The sequence below is a fragment of the Bradyrhizobium sp. genome (assembly GCF_049519115.1).
GTDB lineage: Bacteria > Pseudomonadota > Alphaproteobacteria > Rhizobiales > Xanthobacteraceae > Bradyrhizobium.
This window is the reverse complement of sequence record NZ_JBEKRB010000001.1, coordinates 129,332-151,406: the sequence shown is the minus strand read 5'-3', so window position 1 is coordinate 151,406 and position 22,075 is coordinate 129,332. Positions and strand designations below refer to the sequence as shown.

Sequence of the window (22,075 nt, the reverse complement as noted above, 5' to 3'; positions counted from 1 at the left end):
ACTTGCTCCAGAAGATAAGGGTTTTCGATGCGCAAGGCAGATGTCCTGAAGCTTCCGTCCATGCCGCTCGCCGCTCCGAGCTATCCCGCCGGTCCCTATCGTTTCATCGACCGCGAATTTCTTGTGATCAGCTATGAGACCGATCCCGATCTGATCCGGGCCGGACTGCCCGAGCCGCTGGAGCCGATCGAGACCCCGATCGTGCATTATGAATGGATCAAGATGCCGGACTCTTCCGGCTTCGGCAGCTATACCGAATCCGGCCTCGTGATCCCGGCGCGGCTGAACGGCGAGGACGTCAACTTCATCTCGCAGATGTATCTCGACGACGATCCGCCGATCGTGGCGGGCCGCGAGATCTGGGGCTTTCCGAAGAAGTACGCCCATCCCAAGCTCGAGATCGTCAAGGACACGCTGACCGGCACGCTGGAATATGCCGGGCAACTCGTTGCCATGGGCACCATGGGCTACAAGCACGAAGCGATGGCTGGCGACGGCTCGCCGACCCGCGCCACGCTGTCGAAGACCCAGATCAATCTGAAGCTGATCCCCGGCGTCGATGGCCATGCCGAAGTCTGCCAGCTGGTCGCGATCAACCTGATCGACATCGTCGTGAAGGGATCGTGGGTCGGGCCCGGCCGCCTGCATCTGGTTCCCCACGTCAACGCGCCGGTCGCCGACTTCCCGGTCCGCCGCGTCATCGGCGCCCACCACTACATCGCCGATCTCACCTTGCCTTACGGCCGCGTTGTGTTCGACTATAATAAGGAGGTCGACGCCGTCGCCCAGCAGGCGGCGGAGTAGCGGCCGTCGAACAAATGCGTGCTGTACCGTCGTGACGCCGGCACCGCACCAACAGAACCGGGACGGCAAGCATGGCTGCGTTTGGCACAACCGGCGCATGGCTCGGCGTCTGCGCCTGCATCATCCAGTCGGCGCTGTTTGCCGGCCTCAACCTTGCGGTCTTCAGTCTTAGCCTGCTCCGGCTTCAGGTCGAAGCCGATGGCGGCAACCAGGACGCCGTCAAGGTGCTGGAGCTGCGCCATAACGCCAACCAGGTGCTGGCGACCGTGATCTGGGGCAACGTCACGACCAACGTTCTTCTGACCCTGTTGTCCGACTCCGTTCTGCACGGCATCGCCGCCTTCTTCTTCTCGGCCTTCGCCATCACCATGCTCGGCGAAATCATCCCGCAGGCCTACTTCTCGCGCAACGCGCTGCGGGTGACCTCGCGTTTTCTGCCGTTCCTGAATTTCTACCGCGTCGTGCTGTATCCGCTGGCGAAGCCGACTGCGATGCTGCTCGATGCCTGGCTCGGACCGGAAGGCCCGGCCTATATGAAAGAAAGAGACTTGCGATCGATGCTCGCGCGCCACAGTGGAAGCGAAGGCACGATCGGAAAGTTGGAGGCCACCGGCGCGCAGAATTTTCTCGACCTCGACGATATTTCCGTCTGTGACGAGGGTGAGTTCGTCGACGTCAAAAGCATTATCAGCCTGCCGCTGGTCAATCAGCGCTGCGTGCTGCCGTCGTTCCAGCGTTCGCCCGACGATCCGTTCCTGCGGCAAGTCGATGCATCCGGGATGAAATGGGTGATCATCACCGACGCTGCGACCGGCGAGCCGGTCTTTGTGCTCGACGCCCATCATTTCCTGCGCGATGCGCTGTTCAACCAGCTTGAGTTGGACACATCAGCCTATTGGCATCGGCCGATCGTGGTCCGCGACACCAAGGCCAAGCTTGGCGACGTGATCGGGCAGATGCGGGTGGTTCAGGAAACGCCCGACGACGACTTGATCGAGAACGATCTCATTCTGGTGTGGAGCACGCGCAAACGTATCATCACAGGCTCCGACCTGCTCGGCCGTCTCTTGCGCGGCATCGCGACCGTCGAGCCGGTGAAGCAGCCGGTGCCGGAAGCTCAAAGGGCTTAGGTAGCGTTTTCGAGCGAAGCATGCCCCCGGACCTGATCCGGGGGTCGACACCGGTTCGCGTGAAGAAAACGCGTCGATGTAAAGCGCGCTTGATGAGTTTTGGCCGAGCCAGTACCGCGGGTTCGATTTGCTCTCTCACGTCGTGCTTACGGGGGCGCGACGAGCGGCGCTCGCGCTGTCAGTAATGGTGGTAGTGGCACCGATCACAATGATTATTATCGGCGTGACGTAACGCCGAAATCTAGGTTTCCTTCAGACGACGCGCACAATCCTTGGCCCTCACGATCAGCTGCGTCGCCAAGCGTCCAATGATGGCATTGTCTAATCCATCTTTTTTCGCTTGCATCTGCACTGCGGTAACGAAGTCGGGAAGCTGCTCGGCCATTTGGGTTAGTCCGGCACGCACTTTGTCCGCATCAAATCGCATTTCGCGCGCGAATTTCTGCCATTGGCGTAAGCCGATTTGGCTGAGTTTGTACTCATCTCCGATTTTCATCGCGAGCTTGATCTTTTGAGCATCGACCTCGTCGTAGGGAAGAATGCTGGCGATATCGTAAAGTGGTGCCAGCCTTATTTCGGGACCCCCGGCAAGCAGCAGCGAGTAATTTTTGGCGTGCGCATCGGTGCCGGCAATAAGCCAGTTGAAGGCGAGGGCGTCGACAAAAGTGTCAATATCAACTTCGCGATCCGTAGAGTAGGTACGCAATAGCTCGATAATGTCGGAAGGACTTGGTCCCCCTTCGTTTTGATATTTTTTGGTCGGCAACGTCCCACGTGCCTGGCAAATATCTTCCTGATGGATACGGACGATATCGTTTCCGATGATCTGTCTGTCGTAGCGCTCGATCACGATAGCTATCTCTTTTCCGAACCGCGTGACTTTAGTTTCTGCGACAGGGAAGCCGAGGTGGCGTGCGAGCTGTAGGCAGATGTGCTCATTTTCAGCATGACCATCAAAATGGCCCGTTGGCGGTTTAAGGATATGCGTCGTTGGAATCCGTCCCGAAGGAACACCCCAACGGCTCTTTTGCAAAAGAAGGGCGGTTTTCGGCTGGGTGCCGGCAAGACTAAACTGCCCTGTGTCGCGTGGCAAACGCCAGGCGGCATGATCTTCGCGTAAGGCTTGGAGGCGCTTTGCGATTGCCGATTCGTCGAGCCATTCGACCTTGTCTTCTTTCCCGCTCTTCAAGGCTTCCAAACGATCAGGCCTGACAAACTGGACAGCGCCCGCGCAATCTTCGCCGACGTGAGAGATGAGGGCGAAGACGTTGCGCGCCGACACCTGAAATTTCTTGGCCCACCGATCAAGCACGCGCTCATTGTCCGGGAGAAGTCCCCATAGGAAGGCTTGAACGACGGCGGGACCGTGCTCTTCGGCTGCGAGCGGCATCGAAAGCGACAAGGGATAGGCTCCGCCTGTGTCGCGCCACTTGCTGTCATAGACGAAGGTCAACCGGCCACGTGCGCCATTACGTACGCGGCCAACTTCGTTGCCATCCAACAGAGCGACAAGTTCGTCGGTCATGTTTTGCTCTTTTTGGCTTTGGCCAAGATGGCATTAATGTTGACAGCGGATTTGGCTGAGCTGCGGTCCTTAGCGAGTTCGCTGCTCGCATCGAAACGGATGTCCAAGGCGTCTAGAGCACGCAGTACGAGTCCCAGTTCGGCGCGCGGGTGCCCATGCTCGACCTCGATCACCCATTGACGGCTGACGCCGATGCGTTTGGCCAGGGTAGATTGATCGATCTTGAGGCGTTTGCGCTTATCGCGAATAATTGCGCCGAGGTCGGCAGGTGAACGTATGAGCATGGCGCATCCCTAACAGCGTTTGCTAACATTAGCATATGTTAGCGTTCGTTGACATAGAGAAATGTCGTCGTTCGACGACAATCTTAAATGTTATCGTTCGCTTACATTAATAAAATATGAACTTGTTAAGGTAGGTAGCGAGCGCGGCGCGAAGCGATTGAGCCCTGCGCCTAAATTCATCATGCTCTAGCGATGCAGTCCCAATCCCTGGGCGGCGCCTTCAGCGACTCCGCGCGCAGCTCACTAGCACGACATAGTCAGGCAGTTGAGAGGTGATGCCGTAGATCTCGGTGTTCACGGTGTCCTCGCCGACGACACGGCCCCTCGGACATTCGCCGCGGACGAGATCAAGCGCCATGCGGTTGCGGTCCTGGCGCACCAGCGGATTATATTTGATGTCCGGAATGTTTCTGACGTGCACCACAAAGTCATAAGGCTTGTCCGGCGCCGCCGCTTCGACGCGAACGATGCCCCTGGTGTCGGTCCAGCCGGGCAGAAGCGCGAGCAATAGTATCGCCATCAAAAATCGTGCCATGACGCACCTTCGCCTCTACCGTCGATGTGACCGATGTAAAGTGGCAGCAATCCGCAATTCCGGCAATGGCTGGGTTGAAGCCCGCGCGTAGCTTTTTGTATCTTTAAGCCGCGCGCACCTTGGCGAGGAAGCCATCGACCGCGCTGCGCAGCATGCCGGATTGCGTGTCGAGCTGGCGCGCATTCTCCAGCACCTCGGAGGCCGCGGTGCCGGTAGCGGCCGCCGCGGTGGTGACGCCGCCGATATGAGTGCTGATCTCGCTGGAGCCGGCCGCTGCCGACTGGATGTTGCGGGCGATCTCGCGCGTTGCATCGCCCTGCTGCTCCATCGCGGTGGAGATCGAGGTCGTGATCTCGCTCATCTGCGCGATCGTCCGCGAGATGCCGTTGATGGCGGTCACCGCATCGTTGGTCGATTGCTGCATCGCCTCGACCTGGCCGGAGATTTCTTCGGTGGCCTTCGCGGTCTGGTTGGCGAGCGCCTTCACTTCCGAGGCGACCACTGCAAAGCCGCGGCCGGACTCGCCGGCGCGCGCCGCTTCGATCGTGGCGTTGAGCGCGAGCAGGTTGGTTTGCGCAGCGATCGAATGGATCAGCTTCACCACCTCGCCGATTTTTTCCGCGCCGGTTGAAAGCACCTGCACGGTCGCATTGGTGCGCTCGGCATCGGTCACCGCCTGGCTCGCGATTTCGGTGGAACGGCTGACCTGGCGCGAGATTTCGGCAACCGAGCTCGACAGCTCCTCGGCGGCGGCGGCAACGGTGCCGACATTGCCGGAAGCGCTTTGCGAGGCTGCGCTGACATTGGCCGCGCGCGCGCTGGCGTCGCTGGCGGTCGCCGTCATCGACTGCGCCGTCGTCTGCATGCTGGTCGCAGCCGTCGAGACCGAACGGACGATGCCGTTGACGCTGCGTTCGAAGTCGCCTGCAAGGCTCTCCATCGCCGCGCGACGTTCGGCTGCCGTCCGCTCGCGGGTTTCGGCCTCCGACTTTTCAAGCCCGCGCATGCGCAGTGCATTGTCCTTGAAGACTTGCACGGTCTTGGCCATCTTGCCGACTTCGTCGCCGCGGCCGGCGCCGGGGATGTCATTGTCGAGTTCGCCATTGGCGATCCCTTCCATCCGGGCGCCGAGCGAATTGAGCGGACGGCTAATGCCGCGGCCGATGAACCAGGCAATGAGGCCCGAGAACAGGCCGATGCCGACGGTGGAAAGGCCGAGCGTCCACACGATCGGCCGGAGCTTGGCATCGAGGTCGTCGAGATAGGCGCCGGTGCCCATGAACATATCCAAGCCGGGAACGGCGACCGCATAGCCGATCTTGCGGATCGGCGTCTCCTGGCCGGGCTTGACGTATTCATAAGGCAACAGGATCTCGCCCTTGGCGCGGGCGCCATCCATCAATTCCTGGGAGAGCTTCCGGCCGTTGGTCACGACGTCCATGCGGTTGATGCCGACCTGCTTGGGATCGGGCGCCAACTGGGTGATGCCGTCATAGCCGGTGGCGAACAGATAGCCGGAGCCGTTGTCATAAGTCATGGCGTTGCCAAGCTTGCGGAACATCGCCATCGCCTGGTCCTTGGTCATCTCACCGGCATCGACCTGCCGCTTCAATTCGCCCGCCATGTTCTTGGCCATGGTGACAATGGCTTTGGTCTGGTCGACCCGCGCGTTGAACATTTCCTGCTGCATCAGGTAGCTGGCGATTCCGCAGGCCACGCAAAGACCAAGCAGCGTTGCACCCACCAGAATGCCGAGCTTGGGGGCAATGGTCATATTGCGCAGCATCGAGACGTCTCCAAAATAAGGACAAAAAAATCGCCGATCTGAATGGCTTCGCTCACGATAGCTTGAAATTCCTTAGCGGCGGCTTAACCAAGATGGCCAGCGCAAGGCGGCGGCCGCAAAAACCCATAATTCTACCGCTGCGCGCAGTCACTCATAGATTTCTCCGCATGCAAATTCGCTCGCAAAAATGGTGTAATAATTTTTGAAAACCAAAAGGTGTATTGGCGAAGCGAAACGATTCTCCGCGCCGCTTCGAGAGGTGCGAAAACTTTCGAGAGAGTTTTGCAGGCGAGCTTTGCGGGCAAGCCTTGGAAGGCCCGCTTTGTCCAACAAGGCTCGAGCGGGCGACAGATACATCTCAATCGCTGGCTGCTTTTGTTCGTGACGGGCAGGCCCGCATTCGCTAACTAGATAGGCAGCATGAAATCCGTCAGGTTAAAGCGAGAGCGCAGAGAGGCTCGGTCTGCAGGCACCCGAAGCCGCACGGATCGAAAGCGGACGGCCACGGCGGCGTCAGACCAAACGCCGCGCCGCCAACAGCGGCTTGAGAACAAGCGGATCGCCATCTTCGACGCGGCGCTTGAGCTGTTTGCCCGATACGGATTGCACGGAACCACCGTCGACCAGATCGCGGAAGCCGCCGACGTCTCCAAAACCAATCTGTTTTACTACTTCCCGACCAAGGAAGACGTCTATGTCGCAGCCCTGCAGAACCTGCTGACGGAGTGGCTCGCGCCGATGCTCGCGCTCGACGTCGAGGGCGATCCGATCAAGTCATTGAGCGATTATATCCGGCGAAAAATGGAATTTTCGCGCAAATATCCCGAAGCCTCGCGCCTGTTTTGCATCGAGATCGTTCAAGGCGCGCCTCTGCTCGGCAAGGAGCTGCGCACCTCCCTCAAACGGCTCGTGAGTGAGAAGGCAGCCGTCATTCAGGCCTGGATCGACGCCGGCAAGATCGCACCCGTGGACCCCTATCATCTGATTTTCTCGATCTGGTCGACGACGCAGCATTACGCGGACTTCTCGGCCCAGGTTCATGCCATCCTGGAGAAGCGCCTGACGGACAAGGCGTTCTTCGAAGAGGCAACGTTGAACGTGCAGCGGATCATATTGAGCGGAATCAAAATCCGCTCGTCTTGAGAGGGAGTTTGGTTATTCTGTCGGCCGGCCTGACAAAGCCTGACCTCAGAACGGGCAGCATGTTGCTCAGGAACGTGGCAAAGCGCCGACAAAAACGGACCAGTTGGTCCGAAAAAGACTGAGTGGTCCGATCACGGTCTTGCAAGGGATTGAAAATTATTGCTGAATTGGATGTGGCACGAAGCCTGCTAGGCAATGCGTTAGTTCCGGCCCATCGGCCCCTTAAAAACGCGAGAACGACCATGCAAATTGGTGTCTTCATCCCGATCGGGAATAACGGTTGGCTTCTCTCCAGCACGTCGCCGCAATACATGCCGTCCTTCGACCTGAACAAGGAGATCGTCCAGAAGGCCGAGAAGTACGATTTCGATTTCGCGCTTTCGATGATCAAGCTGAGGGGTTTCGGCGGCAAGACCGAATTCTGGGATCACAATCTTGAATCGTTCACGCTGATGGCAGGGCTTGCTGCCGTGACGACCAAGATCAAGCTGTTTGCGACGTCGGCGACGTTGACCGTGCCGCCGGCTATTGCGGCGCGCATGACGTCCACCATCGATTCCATTTCACACGGCCGGTTTGGTCTCAATCTCATCACCGGATGGCAGCGGCCCGAATACTCCCAAATGGGTCTCTGGCCCGGCGACGATTTTTTCAAACGGCGGTACGATATGCTGTCCGAATACGTGCAGATCATGCGCGATCTCTGGGCGACGGGCACCTCGAGCCGAAAGAGCGACTTCTTCCAGATGGAAGACTGCCGGGTCAGTCCGAAGCCGCAGGCCGAGATCAAGATCATCTGCGCCGGCCAAAGCGAAGCCGGCATGGCGTTCTCCGCCAAATATGCCGACTATAATTTCTGCCTCGGCAAGGGCGTCAACACACCAACCGCCTTTGCGCCGACGGCGGAGAAGCTGCTCGAAGCCAACAAAAAGTACGGCCGTCACGTCACATCCTATGCGTTGTTCATGATCATCGCCGATGAAACCGATGAAGCCGCACGCGCAAAGTGGAATTTGTACAAGGAAGGTGCCGACCAGGAAGCGATCGCCTGGCTCCAGGAGCAATCCGGCGTCGACAAGAGTGCCGACACCAACGTTCGCCAGCTGGCGGATTCGGCGTCAGCCGTGAATCTCAACATGGGCACGCTGGTCGGATCCTACGCCAACGTCGCCCGCATGCTGGACGAGGTTGCGACCGTGCCCGGCGCGGAAGGCGTTCTGCTCACCTTCGACGATTTCGTCAAAGGCGTCGAGAATTTCGGCGAACGGATCCAGCCCTTGATGAAGTCGCGCAGCCATCTCAAAACAAAGGAAGCTGTCTGATGGGCAGTCAGGTTCGCACAGGCTATCAGCCGCCAGCTGACAGCGAGCTTGTTTCGCTGCCCGCAAGCCCGGAGCCGTTGACGCTGAAGGCGAGCGAGACGGCGGTCATCGTGGTCGATATGCAGAACGCCTACGCCACCGAAGGCGGCTATGTCGACATCGCCGGCTTCGATGTCAGTGGTGCGGCGGCCGCCGTCGCTCAAACCAAGAAGGTTCTCGATGCGGCGCGCGCCGCCGGCATCGCCGTCATCTTTTTCCAGAACGGCTGGGACAAGGACTATCTCGAAGCCGGCACGCCGGGCTCACCGAACTGGCACAAGTCGAATGCGCTGAAGACCATGCGGGCGCGGCCCGAACTTGCCGGCACGCTGCTCGCCAAGGGCACCTGGGACTATGCCATCGTCGACGAGTTGGTGCCCCAGCCCGGCGATGTGGTCATACCGAAGACGCGCTACAGCGGCTTCTTCAACACCAATATCGACAGCGTCCTGCGCGCCCGCGGCATTCGAACGCTGGTGTTCGTCGGCGTTGCGACCAATGTTTGCGTGGAATCCTCGCTGCGGGATGCGTTTCATCTCGAATATTTCGGCGTCGTGCTCAAGGATGCGACGCATCATCTCGGCCCCGCCTTCATCCAGGAAGCCTCTCTCTATAACATCGAGAAGTTCTTCGGCTGGGTCTCAACCGTCGCCGACTTCTGCGGCGCGGTATCGCAAACTCCACCTGCAAACAACTGAGGTCATCATGCCCAAGAAGATCGTTCTGCCGCCCGGCACTGGAAAACCGCTCGCCCCCTACTCGCCCGGAACGCTCGCCGATGGCGTCCTTTATGTCTCCGGCACGCTGGCGTTCGACAAGGACAACAACGTCGTGCACGTCGGCGACGCCGCGGCGCAGACCAAGCATATCCTCACCACGATCAAGTCGGTCGTCGAGACCGCCGGCGGCACGATGGACGACGTCACGTTCAACTCGATCTTCATCACGGATTGGGCGAACTATGGCGCCGTCAACAAGGTCTACGCGGAGTTCTTTCCGGGCGACAAACCGGCCCGTTACTGCATCCAATGCGGCCTGGTGAAGCCCGACGCGCTCGTTGAAATCGCGACCTTCGCGCATATCGGCAAAAAATAAAGCGCGACGAGGTGAACGCGTGAAGTACGAGAGTTTTGGCCGTTCTGAACCCGAGGCCGCGACAATTGTCTTGTCGGCCGGCCTCGGCGGCATGGGTGGTTTCTGGCGGCCGCAATACGACATGCTTGCGGCCCGCTACCGTGTCATCTCCTACGATCAACGCGGCACCGGCGCGAACAAAGAGCATTTGCCCGACAACTACACGATCTCCCATATGGGCGACGATGTCGTTTCCATCCTGGATCAGGCCGGCGTAAGCAAATGCCATTTCATGGGCCATGCGCTCGGCGGATTGGTCGGGTTAGACTTGGCGCTACGCTGTCCGGATCGCCTCGACAGCCTGCTTCTCATCAACGCATGGCCTGTGGTCGACCGGCATACGCGGCGCTGCTTTGAAGCACGCCTTGCGCTTCTCGAACACGTCGGGCCCGAGGCCTATGTCCGCGCCCAACCGATCTTCATCTATCCCTCCTGGTGGCTGTCGCAGCATGCGGACACGATTGCCAAGGATGATGCCCATGGCATCGCGCATTTCCAGGGCAAGGAGACCCTGCTCAAGCGGATCGGAGCGCTGTTGAAGTTTGACCCGTCCAGCAAGCTCGGTCAGATCCGAACGCCGACATTGGTCGCGGCCGCGCGCGACGATGTCCTCGTTCCCTATACGAGTTCCGAAGCGCTCGCCCGCGCCATTCCCGGCTCCCACCTTTCGGTGACGGCGGAGGGTGGACACGGTTACTCCGTGACCAACCCGGCGGTCTTCAATGACATCATCTCCCGCTTTCTGGCGGAGACTGTTCATGCGTGAACGAACACGCGTCGATACGAGTTCGTGCGCCTCGATCACAATCTGCTCGTGATGCAAAGCCGGCAGGAGCGCCTCACACATGAAAAGCCGTGATCATGACGGGAAGCTGCTCCAGGCCACTTGCCCCTGTTGCAAGCCGACATCCAGGCTGTCTGCAGGGGACGCGATTTCGGACGGCGTCGAGACCGCGTTGCTGCATGGCCTGTTTCCCGATTCCGTCCTGCGCAGAACCCTGCTGAACCAGGTCGGCGCAGCCGTCCTGCTCGGCTCGTTGTCCGCGCTGCTGCCGATCGAGACGTTGAAGGCGATCGCGCAAGAGAAGAAGCCGCTGGAGAAAACCAAACTGAATGTCGGTTTTCTGCCGATCACTTGTGCGGCGCCTCTGATCTACGGTGAGCAGTTGGGCAGCTACGCCGCGCAAGGGCTTGAGGTGTCGCTGCAGAAGGTCGCAGGCATTGCGTTGATCCGTGACAAGATGATCAACGGCGAACTCGATGTATCGCAGCAGGTGATGCCCGTTGCGCTGACCATGAGCGCGGGCCTCGGCGGCAACGCGCAGTCGATCAAGGTTCTGACCATTCTCAATCAAAACGGCAATTCGCTCGTGCTTGCCAACAAGCACAAGGACAACCGCGATCCCAAAAACTGGAAGGGGTTCACCTTCGCGGTCCCGTTCGATCAAAGTCATCAGGCCATGCAGCTGCGCAACTATCTCGCCGCGCATGGCCTCGACCCGGACAAGGACGTCGCCTACCGCGTGGTGCCCCCGACCGAATATGTCTCGAATTTGCGGGTCGGCAGCATCGACGGCTTCTTCGGTGGCGAACCGGGCGGTCAGCGCGCCGTCTATGAAGGCGCCGGCTTCATCCACCTGATATCGAAGGAGATCTGGGACGGCCATCCCTGCTGTTCGGTCACCGCGGCGGAAAGCTGGATCACCCAACATCCAAACACCTTCATGGCGTTCTATCGCGCGATCGTCTCGGCGAGTTTGCATGTCTCGGACCGGATTAACCGGCCCGGCATGGCAAAGGTTCTCGCGCAGCCGCAGTACCTCAATGCGCCTGAACCCGTCATCGAGCAGGTGATCACCGGCCGCTACGCCGACGGGCTCGGCGAGGTGAAGGAAGATGCCCGGCGCGTCGACTATCAACCGTTTCCACATTATGCGGCCGCCGTCTGGCTGATGACGCAGTTGCGGCGCTGGGACATCCTCAAAGAAGACATCGACTACAAGAAGCTCGCCGAGCAGGTCATGCTGGCGACAAACGCCGCCACGATCCTGCGGGAGAGCGGTGTCACGCCGCCGCCGGTCGGTTTCGGCAAGGAAATCATCCTCGGCAGCGAATTCGATTCCGACAAGCCGGAAGCCTATCTGAAATCGTTGCGCCGGACTTAAACGACGTTGGACGCGAACAAAAAAGGACTAAGGACGTGATCAACAGACGCGATCTCATGAAATACTCGGTCCTCGGTGCGGCCGCGCCGCTCGCGTTGGCGCGCACTCCCGCTTTCGCGGCAGGTACTAAATTCGCCGTCGCCGAGGCGCTTCGGCTCGGCATGTATAATTCGCTCTATGTCGCGGCCGACAAGGGCCTGTTTGCCAAGCATGGCCTCGACGTTGATCTCACGACAGCGGGCGGTATCGCGCTTCCCGTTCCGATTTTGCTATCGGGACGCGGCCAGATCGGCGTGACCAGCCCCGGGATGTCCGTCAACGCGGTCCGCGAAGGCGGCAAGATCAAGAACATCGCTAAAATCGTTGGTGGCGTTTCGATGTGGGGCATCGCGCGCGCCGACAGCACCATCAAGACCATCGACGACCTGCGCGGCAAGACCATTGCCACCCTCAAGTTTCCCTCCTCGACGATTCAAGTCCCGACCTTTGCGATCAAGACCGTCGGCAAGTTCGATCCGAAGGAAGCCGGCGTCACTTTCATGGAGCTTCCGCCGGGCGCACAGGCGGCCGCCGTGAAAGACGGACGGGCTGATATCGCAACGGCCTTTGAGTGGGACGTCAGCATTGCCGCGGAACAATTCGGCCTCGTGCCGGTGTTGTCCTTCGGCGACGTGATCGGCTCGCTATGTTTTACCACCGCCATGGCGACGGAGGAGACGATCGACAGCAACCCCGCGGCTGTTCAGGGGTTCTGTAACGCGATCGCTGAAGCCCAGAAGCTTATGCACGAGAACAACGCGGTCTTCACCGAAGTGGCCGAAAAATACTTCCCGAAGGTCACGCCGTCGGTGGTTGAAAACGCGACCAAGAACTTCTTCGGATCGAAAACCGCGATCCCGCGCAATCCGACCATCTCGGAAGAGGAATGGGACCGCGCGATGCAGCTTGAACAGGGCGGCGGCGCGGTGAAGTCTCCCCTCCCCTATGCCCAGATGGTCGAGAACAAGTTCGCCGCGCAAGCGACCAAGCAATTTGGTCTGGCGTGATGACGGCGAACCAATCTTCTTCGCGAGGATCATGACGTGGTGACAATCGACGCCGAACAACCCACGCTGACGGGCGGCACACGGACCGGGCTGCCGCCGGCCGTTCGGATTGCGCTGCTTCAAATCGCGCTGCTGGCAGCACTGCTCGCAGCGTGGGAGCTTGCGATCCGCTTCGGACTGATCGCCGTCTATATCTACGGTCAACCGAGCGGCGTCGCCGCCAAGGCGGTCACGTTGATCGGCAACGGCGAATTGTTGCGGGACGCCGCGCTGACGGCGTGGGAGGCCATCGCCGGCTTTTTGATCGGCACGATTCTCGGCAGCGCGGCGGGTCTTGCGCTCTGGCTGGTGCCGACCGGCGCCGCCGTGCTGCGGCCCTATCTGGTTGCGCTCAATGGTTTGCCGAAAATCGCGCTGGCGCCGCTGATTATCGTCTGGTTCGGTATCGGCATCTCCTCCAAGATCGCGATCGCCGCGATCATCACCTTTATCGTCGCTGTGATCACCGCCCTGCAAGGCGCCAAGCAGGTCGATACCGATTTGATCAAACTGCTGCGCTCGCTGGGCGCGACCCGCGTGAAGACCTGGCGCACCGTGATCGTGCCGGGCGCGATGCCGTGGATCGTCGCGGCGTTCCGACTCAATGTCGGCTTCGCTCTGATCGGCGCCGTCGTCGGCGAGTACATCGCCTCCAAGGAAGGCTTGGGCTACATGATCTATTACGCCGGTGTGCTGTACGACCTCAACGCGGTCTGGGTCGGCATTGCGACACTGATGGCGGTTGCGCTTCTGATGTACGGCGCGATCGACCTGATCGAACGCCGCCTGCTCTCTTGAACAATTCACCGATGAACGCACCCGCACCAACTCTCGCTCGTGAAACGAATGCCGCGCCGGTCGTGCTGCGCGCCGAAAATATCGGCGTGACCTTTCACGGCAACGGCAAGCCCGTGGAGGCAATCCGGAAGGTAGATTTTGAATTGCACCAGGGTGAGACCCTCGCCATCGTCGGCCCCTCCGGCTGCGGCAAGTCCACGCTGTTCAATGCCATTGCCGGTCTGCTGCGGCCGACCTCCGGTCATGTCGACGTCGGAGGCGTACGCGTCGGCGACGCGGCTGGCCATGTCGGCTATATGCTGCAAAAGGATCTGCTGCTGCCATGGCGCACCGTGCTCGACAATGTCATGCTCGGGCTCGAAATCCGAAAAGTCCCAAAGCCTCGCGCGCGCGAGATCGCATTGGAGCTCATAAAAACCTACGGCCTCGCCGGCTTTGAGCATACCAAGCCGGCGGCGTTATCCGGCGGCATGCGCCAGCGCGTCGCGATCATGCGGACGCTGGCTTTCGATCCCGAAGTCGTCCTGCTCGACGAGCCGTTTTCAGCGCTGGACTTTCAGACCCGGTTGCTGATGCAGGCCGACGTCTCCCGCATCATCGCCGAGCGCGGCAAGAGCGCGATCCTGGTTACGCACGACATTGGCGAGGCCATCGCCATGGCCAACCGCGTGCTAGTGCTGAGCGCGCGGCCTGCGACCGTGCGCGCGCTGCATGTCGTGAACCTGCCGCGCGAGGGTCGCGATCCGGCAGCGTTGCGCACCGATCCGCTGTTTCAGGAATATTTCGCGAAAATCTGGGCCGACCTGGAAAAACCGGCGGGTGTGGCGTGAGACAGCCGTTGCGCCTCATCAGGCGTGAGCGACCCGCTCATGCGCAGACGCGAGTGCCCGGCGCGTCAGCACGCCCGCGATGTGGCGCTGGTAGTCGGCGCTCGCATGAACGTTGCCGGACGGCGCGATCATGCTTTTTACCTCTGCTGCAACCGTCTCGATCGCTTTGTCCGTGCAGCGTTGCCCGATCAGCGACGTGGCAGCTTCACTCGCGTCGACCGGTGTTCCGCCGACACCACACAGCGCGAGGCGTACATCCGTGAATTTCCCGCCTTCATCGAGCGAGACGATCGCCGCCACGCCCGCGAGTGCAAAATCGCCACGCCGCCGCGCCAACTCCATAAAGCAGCTTCCCGATCGCGGCGCGCTTGCGGGAAAAGCGATCTCGACCAGCATTTCCTCCGGCTCAAGGCATGTCGTCAGCAGATCGACGAAGAATTCGGATGCGGCCAGTTCCCGCTCGCCCTGTGCCGACTTGATTTTCATGCGCGCCCGCATCGCGGTTGCGACCGCCGGCAATTCGGAAGCCGGGTCCGCATGCGAAAGGTTGCCGCCGATGGTGCCGCGGTTGCGGATCTGCGGATGGGCGATGTGGGGCAGCGCGTCGGCAAACAATGGACAAGCGTTCAGGAAAGCTGCATCCCGTTCCAGCGCCCGATATCGCGTCACGGCGCCGACCCTTATCGTCTCGCCGCCCGAGCAATCGATCCCGGCGAGTTCGGACAGCGGGTTGATGTCGATCAGCACAGCCGGACGGGCCAGGCGGAAGTTCATCGCCGGTATCAGGCTCTGCCCGCCGGCCAGAAAACGCGCCTCCTCGCCATATTCGGCCTTGAGGGCCAGCGCTTCATCGAGGGACGAGGCGGCGATGTATTCGAATGGAGCAGACTTCATAATTTGCGTCCGGCGGCAGAGCATGCGCGCCCGCTTCGCGAACGCAACATGCACGATTATCGGTCGCCAACTCAGGCAAGTCAAAAAAGAGCGCGTGTCCGCGGGCAAATGGCGCCGAAACCCAGCGAAAGGCTGCTCAACTTTCTATCGGGCTGCGCAAACATTGTGCGCGCCTACGGAAGCCGCATTTGCCACACTTCGGATATGGCATCGCCAAAACAGAGCATTTCGATCGCCGGCGACCCGCCAGCGGCCCCTTCCCCGGGTGAAAGAATGTCACGGCCCGCACCCGTCAGGAGTATTGACTTGATGTCCACCGAGCCTGTGTCCAAAAGGCTGGTGGTCGAGGCGAACGCGATCTCGCTGAGGTTCGAGACCGCGGACGGCCCGGTCGATGCTTTGTCCAATGTTTCCTTGCAAATCGCTGAGGGCGAGTTCGTCTCGTTCATCGGCCCGTCTGGCTGCGGCAAGACCACGATGTTGCGGGTGATCGCCGATTTGCAGCAGCCGACCTCCGGCACGTTGTTGGTCAACGGCATGACCGCGGAGAATGCGCGGCTCGCCCGCAGCTATGGCTATGTGTTCCAGGCCCCGGCGCTGTTTCCCTGGCGCACCATCGAAAAGAACCTCAAGCTGCCGCTGGAAATCATGGGCTTCTCGGAAAGCGAGCAAAAAATCCGCGCCGAGCGCTATATGGCAATGGTCAATTTGAAAGGCTTCGAACGCAAATTTCCCTGGCAATTGTCCGGTGGCATGCAGCAGCGGGTCTCGATTGCGCGCGCTTTGTCGTTCGATCCCGCGATGCTGTTGATGGACGAGCCGTTCGGCGCGCTGGATGAGATCGTGCGCGATCATCTCAACGAGCAATTGTTGCAATTGTGGAAGTCGACGGAAAAGACCGTGCTGTTCGTCACCCATTCGATTCCCGAAGCGGTTTTTCTCTCGACCAAAATCGTGGTGATGTCGCCGCGGCCCGGACGCATTATCGACGTCATCGATTGCGACTTCCCGGCCGATCGTTCGCTGGAAATCCGCGAGACGCCGGAGTTCCTCAAGATCGCGCAGCGCGTGCGCAACGGCCTGCGCGCAGGACACTCCTATGACGAGTAGCTCGTTAACGCTACCGGCGCGGCGAGCGACCTTCTTTGCTGCTCGCAACGCGATCGTCGAACGCTATGTGCCGGTCGCGACCATGGTGCTGGCGCTGATCGCGATCTGGTATGTCGCGGCCGTCGCGATGAACTGGACGCTGGTCCGCGACGGCTTTGAGCGCGAGGAGACGCCCTATACCGTCAGCGACGTTCTGGCCGGCACCATGGATGCCGAGCGCCCGCTATTGCCCGCACCACATCAGGTCATCAACGCCTTTGTCGACGGCGTGTTCGGCTATCCGCCGCTGGCGCCGCGCAGCCTGATTTATCACTCCCTCGTCACGCTGTCGGCGACCGTGCTCGGCTTTATCCTCGGCGCGTTGTTCGGAATTGCCCTGGCGCTTCTGATCGTACACAGCCGCGTGCTGGAGCGAAGTCTCCTACCCTGGATCATCTGTTCGCAGATGGTGCCGGTGCTGGCCTTGGCGCCGATCTTCATCGTGGTGCTGGGCGCGGTCGGCCTGCAAGGCCTTTTGCCGAAGTCGATCATCTCGGCGTATCTCTGCTTTTTCCCGATCGCGATCGGCATGGTGAAAGGCTTCACCTCGCCCGATCCATTGCAGATCGAATTGATGCGGACGTGGTCGGCGACCTCGCGACAGGTGCTGTGGAAACTGCGCTGGCCGTCCGGGGTACCTTACCTGTTTGCGAGCCTTAAAGTCGCGATCACGATCTCCCTGGTCGGCGCGATCGTTGCGGAATTGCCGACCGGCGGAGAAGCCGGTATCGGCGCGCGGCTGTTATCCGGCTCCTATTACGGCCAGACCATCCAGTTGTGGGCCGCACTGGTCGCCGCTGCCGTGCTGGCCTCCGCGCTGATTGGAATCGTCGGCCTGATCGAGCGCGGCGTCAACAGACGCATGGGGGCCCATTGATGGACCCGCGCAAATTACGGCTGGGATTTTTGCTCGCCACCGGCGCCATCGCGCTGGCCTTCGTACTGCCGATCGCGCCGGAAGCACTGTCGATGATGGCGCGGCCGTATTTGAAGGAAATCGCCGGCGCCGCAGGACTTCTGTTCCTGCTCGCGGCATGGTTTGCGGATAACCGCGCGACCGTCGTCGGCCTTGCCGGGGCGCTGCTCACGGCCGCGGTTTCGCTCGCGTTATTGAACGACGCCTCGGTGGCAGGCTCAGCGCAGGCCGGATTCTGGATGATCGTGTTAGCATCATGGCTCTCGGTCGTGCTCACTTTGGTCAATCTCGCCGGCTTGCAGAAATTGCGGCGTAGGGCGCAACAAGCGGTGAACCTCGCGGTGCCGCTCCTGTTCGGCGCGACCGCATTCTATCTCTGGGAAGTCGCGGTGCGCGGGCTCGGCGTGCCGACGGTGCTGCTGCCGCCGCCGAGCGCGGCCGCCGCGCGTTTTTTTTCCTCGCTGCCGACCTTGGCCGGCGACTTCACCCAGACCTTCATCAAGGGCGTCTTGATCGGTTACGTGATCGGCTGCGGCGCCGGGCTTGCGGTCGCAATCCTGGCGCATCGCTATCACTTCCTGGCCCGCGGCCTGCTGCCGCTCGGCAATTTCTTTTCAGCGCTGCCGCTGGTGGGCGTCGCCCCCATCATGGTGATGTGGTTCGGCTTCGACTGGCCTTCCAAGGCGGCCGTGGTGGTGCTGGTCACCTTCTTCCCGATGCTGGTGAACGCCATCGCGGGCCTGTCGGCCTCCGGCCATATCGAGCGCGACCTGATGCGCTCCTACGCCGCCAGCCCAAGGCAGAGCCTGACCAAGCTTTACTTGCCGGCGGCGTTGCCCTTTATTTTCAACGCGCTCAAGATCAACGCGACGCTTGCGCTGATTGGCGCGATCGTTGCAGAGTTTTTCGGAACACCGACGCAAGGGATCGGATTTCGCATCTCCACCGAGGCCGGACGCATGGCAATCGACATGGTCTGGGCGGAGATCGCACTCGCGGCCCTTGCCGGAATGGCTTTCTACGGATGTGTCACGCTCGCCGAACGCGCGACAACTTTCTGGCATCCATCGTACCGGACCTAGGTCGGCAAGGTCCTTTGATTTGGGGTTACTCATGAAACACAGTCTTGCACTTGCCGCTGGTCTCACGCTCGGCCTCGCGGTCACCGCCGCCCAGGCCGCCGACACCGTCACCATCCAGCTCAAATGGGTCTCTCAAGCCCAGTTTGCCGGCTACTTCGTCGCCAAGGAAAAGGGCTTCTACAAGGACGCCGGCCTCGACGTCACGATCAAGCCGGGCGGCCCGGACGTCGCCCCGCCGCAGGTGATCGCCGGCGGCGGCGCCGACGTCGTCGTCGACTGGATGCCGTCAGCGCTCGCCTCGCGCGAAAAGGGCGTGCCGCTCGTCAACATCTCGCAGACGTTCAAACGATCCGGGCTCGAGCTGACCTGCCGCGCCGACACCGGCATCAAGAAGCCCGCCGACTTCAAGGGCAAGACCATTGGCGTCTGGTACGGCGGCAACGAATATCCGTTCCTGTCCTGGATGTCGAAGCTCAACATCAAGACCGACTCTTCGCCATCAGGCGTGAAGGTCATCAAGCAGGGCTTCAACGTCGATCCGATCCTGCAGAAGCAGGCCGACTGCGTCTCCACCATGACCTACAACGAATACTGGCAGGTCATCGATGGCGGCTACAAGCCGAGCCAGCTCGTGGTCTTCAAGTATGAAGACGAAGGCGTGGCGACACTGGAAGACGGGCTCTATGTGCTCGAGAAGAACCTGAAGGACCCCGCCTTCGTCGCCAAGATGGCGAAGTTCGTCAAGGCGTCGATGAAGGGCTGGGACTACGCCAAGACCCACGTCGATGAAGCCGTGAAGATCATCCTCGCCGCCGACACCACCGGCGCCAAGACCGAGAAGGATCAGAAGCGGATGATGGGCGAAGTCGGCAAATTGCTCTCGACCGGCGACGGCAAACTCGACGTCAAGGACTACGACCGCACGGTCGCAGAGTTGATGGCGGGCGGCTCCGACCCCGTCATCACCAAGAAGCCGGAAGGCGCTTACTCCTTCGCGATCTATGATGCGATGAAGTAAAAGACACTGCTTCACCTCTCCCCGCGCGCGGGGAGAGGTCGGATCGCCTCTGGCGATCCGGGTGAGGGGGAATCTCCCTACACCTGAATCAACCTTTTGCGAGGGCTACCTGCCCCTCACCCCAACCCTCTCCCCGCAAGCGGGGCGAGGGAGTCTACTCCGCGATATCCTCGTTCCAGATATCCGGACGCTCGCGGATGAACCGCGCCATCAGATCGATGCAGCTGGGATCGTTGAGGTCGATCACGTCGATGCCGTGATCCCTGAGCAATTGTTCGTTGCCGCCGAAATTGACGCACTCGCCGATCACCACGGTCGGGATCTTGAACAGGATGATGGTGCCCGTGCACATCATGCAAGGCGACAGCGTCGTATAGATCACCGTGTCGCGATAGCTGCGCTGCCGCCCGGCCTTTCGCAGGCAGTCCATCTCGCCATGCGCGATCGGGTCCGACTGCTGGACGCGTTGATTGTGCCCGGCGCTCACGATCTCGCCGGCGCGCACCAGAACGCTGCCGACCGGCACGCCACCGCTTTTGTAGCTTTCGAACGCCTGATCGTAGGCCTTGGCCATGAAGGTCGCGTGATCGGTCATAGGTGCCCCTGACGTTTCCACTTGGCACGTGATTTTGAACCAGAAAAGAAGCCACGTGAACCTGCCAGCGAATTCAATATCAGCGAATCAATATCGAGAAGCGCACGGCTGAATCGATAAGGTGAATCGATATTAGGCCTTCTGCATATCATTTAATCCGACGGACAGGTCCCTCGCGCCTGGCGATGAGAAAACTCAGGCTTTTTAGCGGCCGGCCGTTGGCACGCATCTTGCTGACACGCATCTTGCTGATACGTCCTTCGTAATAAGAATGCAGCGTTGTGATGCGATCCTCGGACAGCATTGGCTGCGTCGGGTGCGGCTCATTTTTGTTCGCGCGATGGTCGAAGTAAAAGTCGTCGCGAAGTTATGCCGCTTTGTAACAGTTGAGAATTTTCCGGCGTGTGAACGAGTTCATATTTGCCTTCACAGCCGAAGCGTATTCAGCAACTGACGGCAATATTGTTCTGAGTCATTCGCTTTCGAATTTTTCAGGTCTTTCATTGGAGGACGTGATGACGAATTTTGCCCAATTCGACGCAATCGATAAAACCCGCACCAAGGCGCCTGACTATGACGTCCCCATCCTATTTGCCAGCGGCGCGCTGACGATTGTTCTTTTGGTTGCAATCTATCTGGCTTCGATATCGGCGGGTACGCCGGCTGAACAACTCGTATCCATGACCGTATTTCCCTGACGCGAACGATCCATCTCAAACGTCACTGAACAAGCAATCACCGCCGCCATCACAGCGGACAACTCGAGGCTTTTGCATGCCGACTTATATCCGGGTTTCAGAACCAAAATCGTTTGCGTCGCAGTATCTGATGTTGAGCGTACCGTTGGCCATTTGGGCCGTGGCGCTCTTGTTGATTGCCATATCCGCACACTTCAATACGCCGGTCATTTCCTTTGATCCGCAGGAGTTACTGGCGACGTTCTGATTGCGAGGATATTTCGGGAGGATTGCCCTTTTTAGGGAGAATTGGTTATGGGCCCTTCACAGAGCCAGCTGCGGCTTTTATCGCCGGAAGATCGCATCCTGTACAAGAAATGGCTGCGCGGCGGCCTGTTGTTCTACAGCTCGGTCATGGCGCTGATGGTCTTGGCAACCGTCGCAAGCCACATGATCACCTCCGCGCCATCTGACGTGGCGGGCGAACCCATGCATACGGCTGCGATCGCTTCGAAGAAATAGACGCAGAAAAAATAGCACGAAGCCGACCTTCTCCCCGCACGCGGGGAGAAGGTGCTCGTCGCGCCGCCAGCCGATTCTCAGTCGCGGTTCTTGTTCAGGTTTTGCGCCATTTCAAGGTGATGCTGCAACGCCGGCAGCGTCTTGCCTGCCCAATCCTTCAGCTTCGGATTGTCACCGGATTTGGCGTAACGCTCGAACAGCGACACCGCGTCCTTGTGCGCGCTCACCTGCATCGGATCGTAGTAGCCGGCGAAATCCTGCGGCTTGGCGTCGCTCAACTCGTCGAGCTTCTTCTGGCCGGACGAATCGAGCTTGACGGGGATGGTGGCCTTGACGTCGCCGCTATCGACCAGCTCCTTGAGGTCCTTGCTCGTCTTGGTGTGATCTGTTGTCATCTGTTCGGCGAATTTCTTTTCGTCGGCGTTGCCCTTGCCTTCGGCGAGCTTGGCTGCCGCCAATTCCAGAATATCGCTGTTGGCGGCCTCGGTGACAAAGTCCTGTGTCGTCGGGCTGATGCCGAGTGTCGAATTGACGCCGGTTTTTTCTCCCACCGATTGAGCAAACGCCAAAGGCGCCAGCAGCAGCGCGGCGCAAGCGGATGAAACGATCCATTTATTCATGTGAGCCTCCAGGCGATATTCG

General features: G+C 60.2%; 25 protein-coding genes. 18 read left to right on the top strand and 7 right to left on the bottom strand.

Annotated elements, in window-relative coordinates; all coding sequences use genetic code 11:
• Nucleotides 1-27 precede the first annotated feature (27 nt).
• Together ABSE61_RS00785 and ABSE61_RS00780 are read left to right on the top strand one after the other, a co-directional pair.
• Nucleotides 28-804, top strand: a complete 777-nt coding sequence (locus tag ABSE61_RS00785; protein WP_423869147.1) for an acetoacetate decarboxylase — start codon at nucleotides 28-30, stop codon at nucleotides 802-804.
• A gap of 71 nt (nucleotides 805-875) precedes the next feature.
• Nucleotides 876-1,934 (top strand): DUF21 domain-containing protein, encoded by a 1,059-nt coding sequence (locus ABSE61_RS00780; RefSeq protein WP_423869146.1) that lies wholly within the window; start codon nucleotides 876-878, stop codon nucleotides 1,932-1,934.
• Nucleotides 1,935-2,175: 241 nt separating this feature from the next.
• On the opposite strand, the gene ABSE61_RS00775 is transcribed toward ABSE61_RS00780, so the two are convergent.
• From ABSE61_RS00775 to ABSE61_RS00760, 4 genes are all read right to left on the bottom strand, one after another.
• A complete protein-coding gene (locus ABSE61_RS00775) occupies nucleotides 2,176-3,459 on the bottom strand; it encodes a type II toxin-antitoxin system HipA family toxin (RefSeq protein ID WP_423869145.1) in 1,284 nt (427 codons plus the stop codon).
• Nucleotides 3,456-3,743 carry a helix-turn-helix domain-containing protein gene (locus ABSE61_RS00770; RefSeq protein ID WP_423869144.1) on the bottom strand — a complete coding sequence of 96 codons (288 nt, stop codon included), beginning with the start codon at nucleotides 3,741-3,743 and terminating at the stop codon, nucleotides 3,456-3,458. The genes ABSE61_RS00775 and ABSE61_RS00770 overlap by 4 nt, the downstream gene beginning before the upstream one ends.
• 220 nt (nucleotides 3,744-3,963) lie before the next feature.
• The gene (locus tag ABSE61_RS00765; protein WP_423869143.1) at nucleotides 3,964-4,263 is read right to left on the bottom strand and encodes a hypothetical protein; all 300 of its coding nucleotides are present in this window, start codon (nucleotides 4,261-4,263) and stop codon (nucleotides 3,964-3,966) included.
• 118 nt (nucleotides 4,264-4,381) lie between these two features.
• Nucleotides 4,382-6,064, bottom strand: coding sequence for a methyl-accepting chemotaxis protein (locus ABSE61_RS00760; protein ID WP_423869142.1), 1,683 nt, complete (start codon nucleotides 6,062-6,064; stop codon nucleotides 4,382-4,384).
• Nucleotides 6,065-6,484: 420 nt separating this feature from the next.
• On the opposite strand from ABSE61_RS00760, the gene rutR reads away from it, so the two are divergent.
• From rutR to ABSE61_RS00715, 9 genes are all read left to right on the top strand, one after another.
• Complete coding sequence (rutR, locus tag ABSE61_RS00755) at nucleotides 6,485-7,207, top strand: HTH-type transcriptional regulator RutR (RefSeq protein WP_423869141.1); 723 nt, start codon at nucleotides 6,485-6,487, stop codon at nucleotides 7,205-7,207.
• 242 nt (nucleotides 7,208-7,449) lie between these two features.
• Entirely contained in the window at nucleotides 7,450-8,529 is a 1,080-nt protein-coding gene (gene rutA, locus ABSE61_RS00750; protein ID WP_423869140.1) for a pyrimidine utilization protein A, read from the top strand.
• Entirely contained in the window at nucleotides 8,529-9,266 is a 738-nt protein-coding gene (gene rutB, locus ABSE61_RS00745; protein WP_423869139.1) for a pyrimidine utilization protein B, read from the top strand. The genes rutA and rutB overlap by 1 nt, the downstream gene beginning before the upstream one ends.
• Nucleotides 9,267-9,273: 7 nt before the next feature.
• Complete coding sequence (rutC, locus tag ABSE61_RS00740) at nucleotides 9,274-9,663, top strand: pyrimidine utilization protein C (protein ID WP_423869138.1); 390 nt, start codon at nucleotides 9,274-9,276, stop codon at nucleotides 9,661-9,663.
• Between the two features lie 19 nt (nucleotides 9,664-9,682).
• Nucleotides 9,683-10,468: a pyrimidine utilization protein D gene (gene rutD, locus ABSE61_RS00735; protein ID WP_423869137.1), complete on the top strand. Its 786-nt coding sequence runs from the start codon at nucleotides 9,683-9,685 to the stop codon at nucleotides 10,466-10,468.
• 79 nt (nucleotides 10,469-10,547) lie between these two features.
• On the top strand, nucleotides 10,548-11,867 hold the full coding sequence (locus ABSE61_RS00730) for a CmpA/NrtA family ABC transporter substrate-binding protein (RefSeq protein WP_423869136.1): 1,320 nt from the start codon (nucleotides 10,548-10,550) through the stop codon (nucleotides 11,865-11,867).
• A gap of 35 nt (nucleotides 11,868-11,902) precedes the next feature.
• Nucleotides 11,903-12,913, top strand: coding sequence for an ABC transporter substrate-binding protein (locus ABSE61_RS00725; RefSeq protein WP_423869135.1), 1,011 nt, complete (start codon nucleotides 11,903-11,905; stop codon nucleotides 12,911-12,913).
• A gap of 36 nt (nucleotides 12,914-12,949) precedes the next feature.
• Nucleotides 12,950-13,750, top strand: a complete 801-nt coding sequence (locus ABSE61_RS00720; protein WP_423869134.1) for an ABC transporter permease — start codon at nucleotides 12,950-12,952, stop codon at nucleotides 13,748-13,750.
• A gap of 11 nt (nucleotides 13,751-13,761) precedes the next feature.
• Nucleotides 13,762-14,580 (top strand): ABC transporter ATP-binding protein, encoded by an 819-nt coding sequence (locus ABSE61_RS00715; RefSeq protein WP_423869133.1) that lies wholly within the window; start codon nucleotides 13,762-13,764, stop codon nucleotides 14,578-14,580.
• Between the two features lie 18 nt (nucleotides 14,581-14,598).
• On the opposite strand, the gene ABSE61_RS00710 is transcribed toward ABSE61_RS00715, so the two are convergent.
• Complete coding sequence (locus ABSE61_RS00710) at nucleotides 14,599-15,474, bottom strand: FAD binding domain-containing protein (protein WP_423869132.1); 876 nt, start codon at nucleotides 15,472-15,474, stop codon at nucleotides 14,599-14,601.
• Between the two features lie 309 nt (nucleotides 15,475-15,783).
• Here ABSE61_RS00710 and ABSE61_RS00705 point away from each other — a divergent pair, with 309 nt between their 5' ends.
• From ABSE61_RS00705 to ABSE61_RS00690, 4 genes are read left to right on the top strand one after another with little or no spacing between them, the layout of a single operon-like run.
• Nucleotides 15,784-16,584 (top strand): ABC transporter ATP-binding protein, encoded by an 801-nt coding sequence (locus ABSE61_RS00705; protein WP_423869131.1) that lies wholly within the window; start codon nucleotides 15,784-15,786, stop codon nucleotides 16,582-16,584.
• Nucleotides 16,574-17,500, top strand: a complete 927-nt coding sequence (locus tag ABSE61_RS00700; RefSeq protein ID WP_423869130.1) for an ABC transporter permease — start codon at nucleotides 16,574-16,576, stop codon at nucleotides 17,498-17,500. Before ABSE61_RS00705 ends, ABSE61_RS00700 begins: the two co-directional genes overlap by 11 nt.
• Complete coding sequence (locus ABSE61_RS00695; RefSeq protein ID WP_423869129.1) at nucleotides 17,500-18,621, top strand: ABC transporter permease; 1,122 nt, start codon at nucleotides 17,500-17,502, stop codon at nucleotides 18,619-18,621. Before ABSE61_RS00700 ends, ABSE61_RS00695 begins: the two co-directional genes overlap by 1 nt.
• A 31-nt stretch (nucleotides 18,622-18,652) precedes the next feature.
• A complete protein-coding gene (locus ABSE61_RS00690; protein WP_423869128.1) occupies nucleotides 18,653-19,639 on the top strand; it encodes an ABC transporter substrate-binding protein in 987 nt (328 codons plus the stop codon).
• Between the two features lie 154 nt (nucleotides 19,640-19,793).
• Here ABSE61_RS00690 and ABSE61_RS00685 read toward each other — a convergent pair whose 3' ends face one another.
• A complete protein-coding gene (locus ABSE61_RS00685; RefSeq protein ID WP_423869127.1) occupies nucleotides 19,794-20,234 on the bottom strand; it encodes a nucleoside deaminase in 441 nt (146 codons plus the stop codon).
• Nucleotides 20,235-20,638: 404 nt separating this feature from the next.
• Between ABSE61_RS00685 and ABSE61_RS00680 the strand changes: the two genes are divergently transcribed.
• From ABSE61_RS00680 to ABSE61_RS00670, 3 genes are all read left to right on the top strand, one after another.
• On the top strand, nucleotides 20,639-20,932 hold the full coding sequence (locus ABSE61_RS00680) for a hypothetical protein (RefSeq protein ID WP_423869126.1): 294 nt from the start codon (nucleotides 20,639-20,641) through the stop codon (nucleotides 20,930-20,932).
• A gap of 76 nt (nucleotides 20,933-21,008) precedes the next feature.
• The gene (locus ABSE61_RS00675; RefSeq protein ID WP_423869125.1) at nucleotides 21,009-21,179 is read left to right on the top strand and encodes a hypothetical protein; all 171 of its coding nucleotides are present in this window, start codon (nucleotides 21,009-21,011) and stop codon (nucleotides 21,177-21,179) included.
• A 47-nt stretch (nucleotides 21,180-21,226) separates the two neighbouring features.
• Nucleotides 21,227-21,433 carry a hypothetical protein gene (locus tag ABSE61_RS00670; protein WP_423869124.1) on the top strand — a complete coding sequence of 69 codons (207 nt, stop codon included), beginning with the start codon at nucleotides 21,227-21,229 and terminating at the stop codon, nucleotides 21,431-21,433.
• A 77-nt stretch (nucleotides 21,434-21,510) separates the two neighbouring features.
• Here ABSE61_RS00670 and ABSE61_RS00665 read toward each other — a convergent pair whose 3' ends face one another.
• A complete protein-coding gene (locus ABSE61_RS00665) occupies nucleotides 21,511-22,053 on the bottom strand; it encodes a DUF4142 domain-containing protein (RefSeq protein ID WP_423869123.1) in 543 nt (180 codons plus the stop codon).
• Nucleotides 22,054-22,075: the final 22 nt, after the last annotated feature.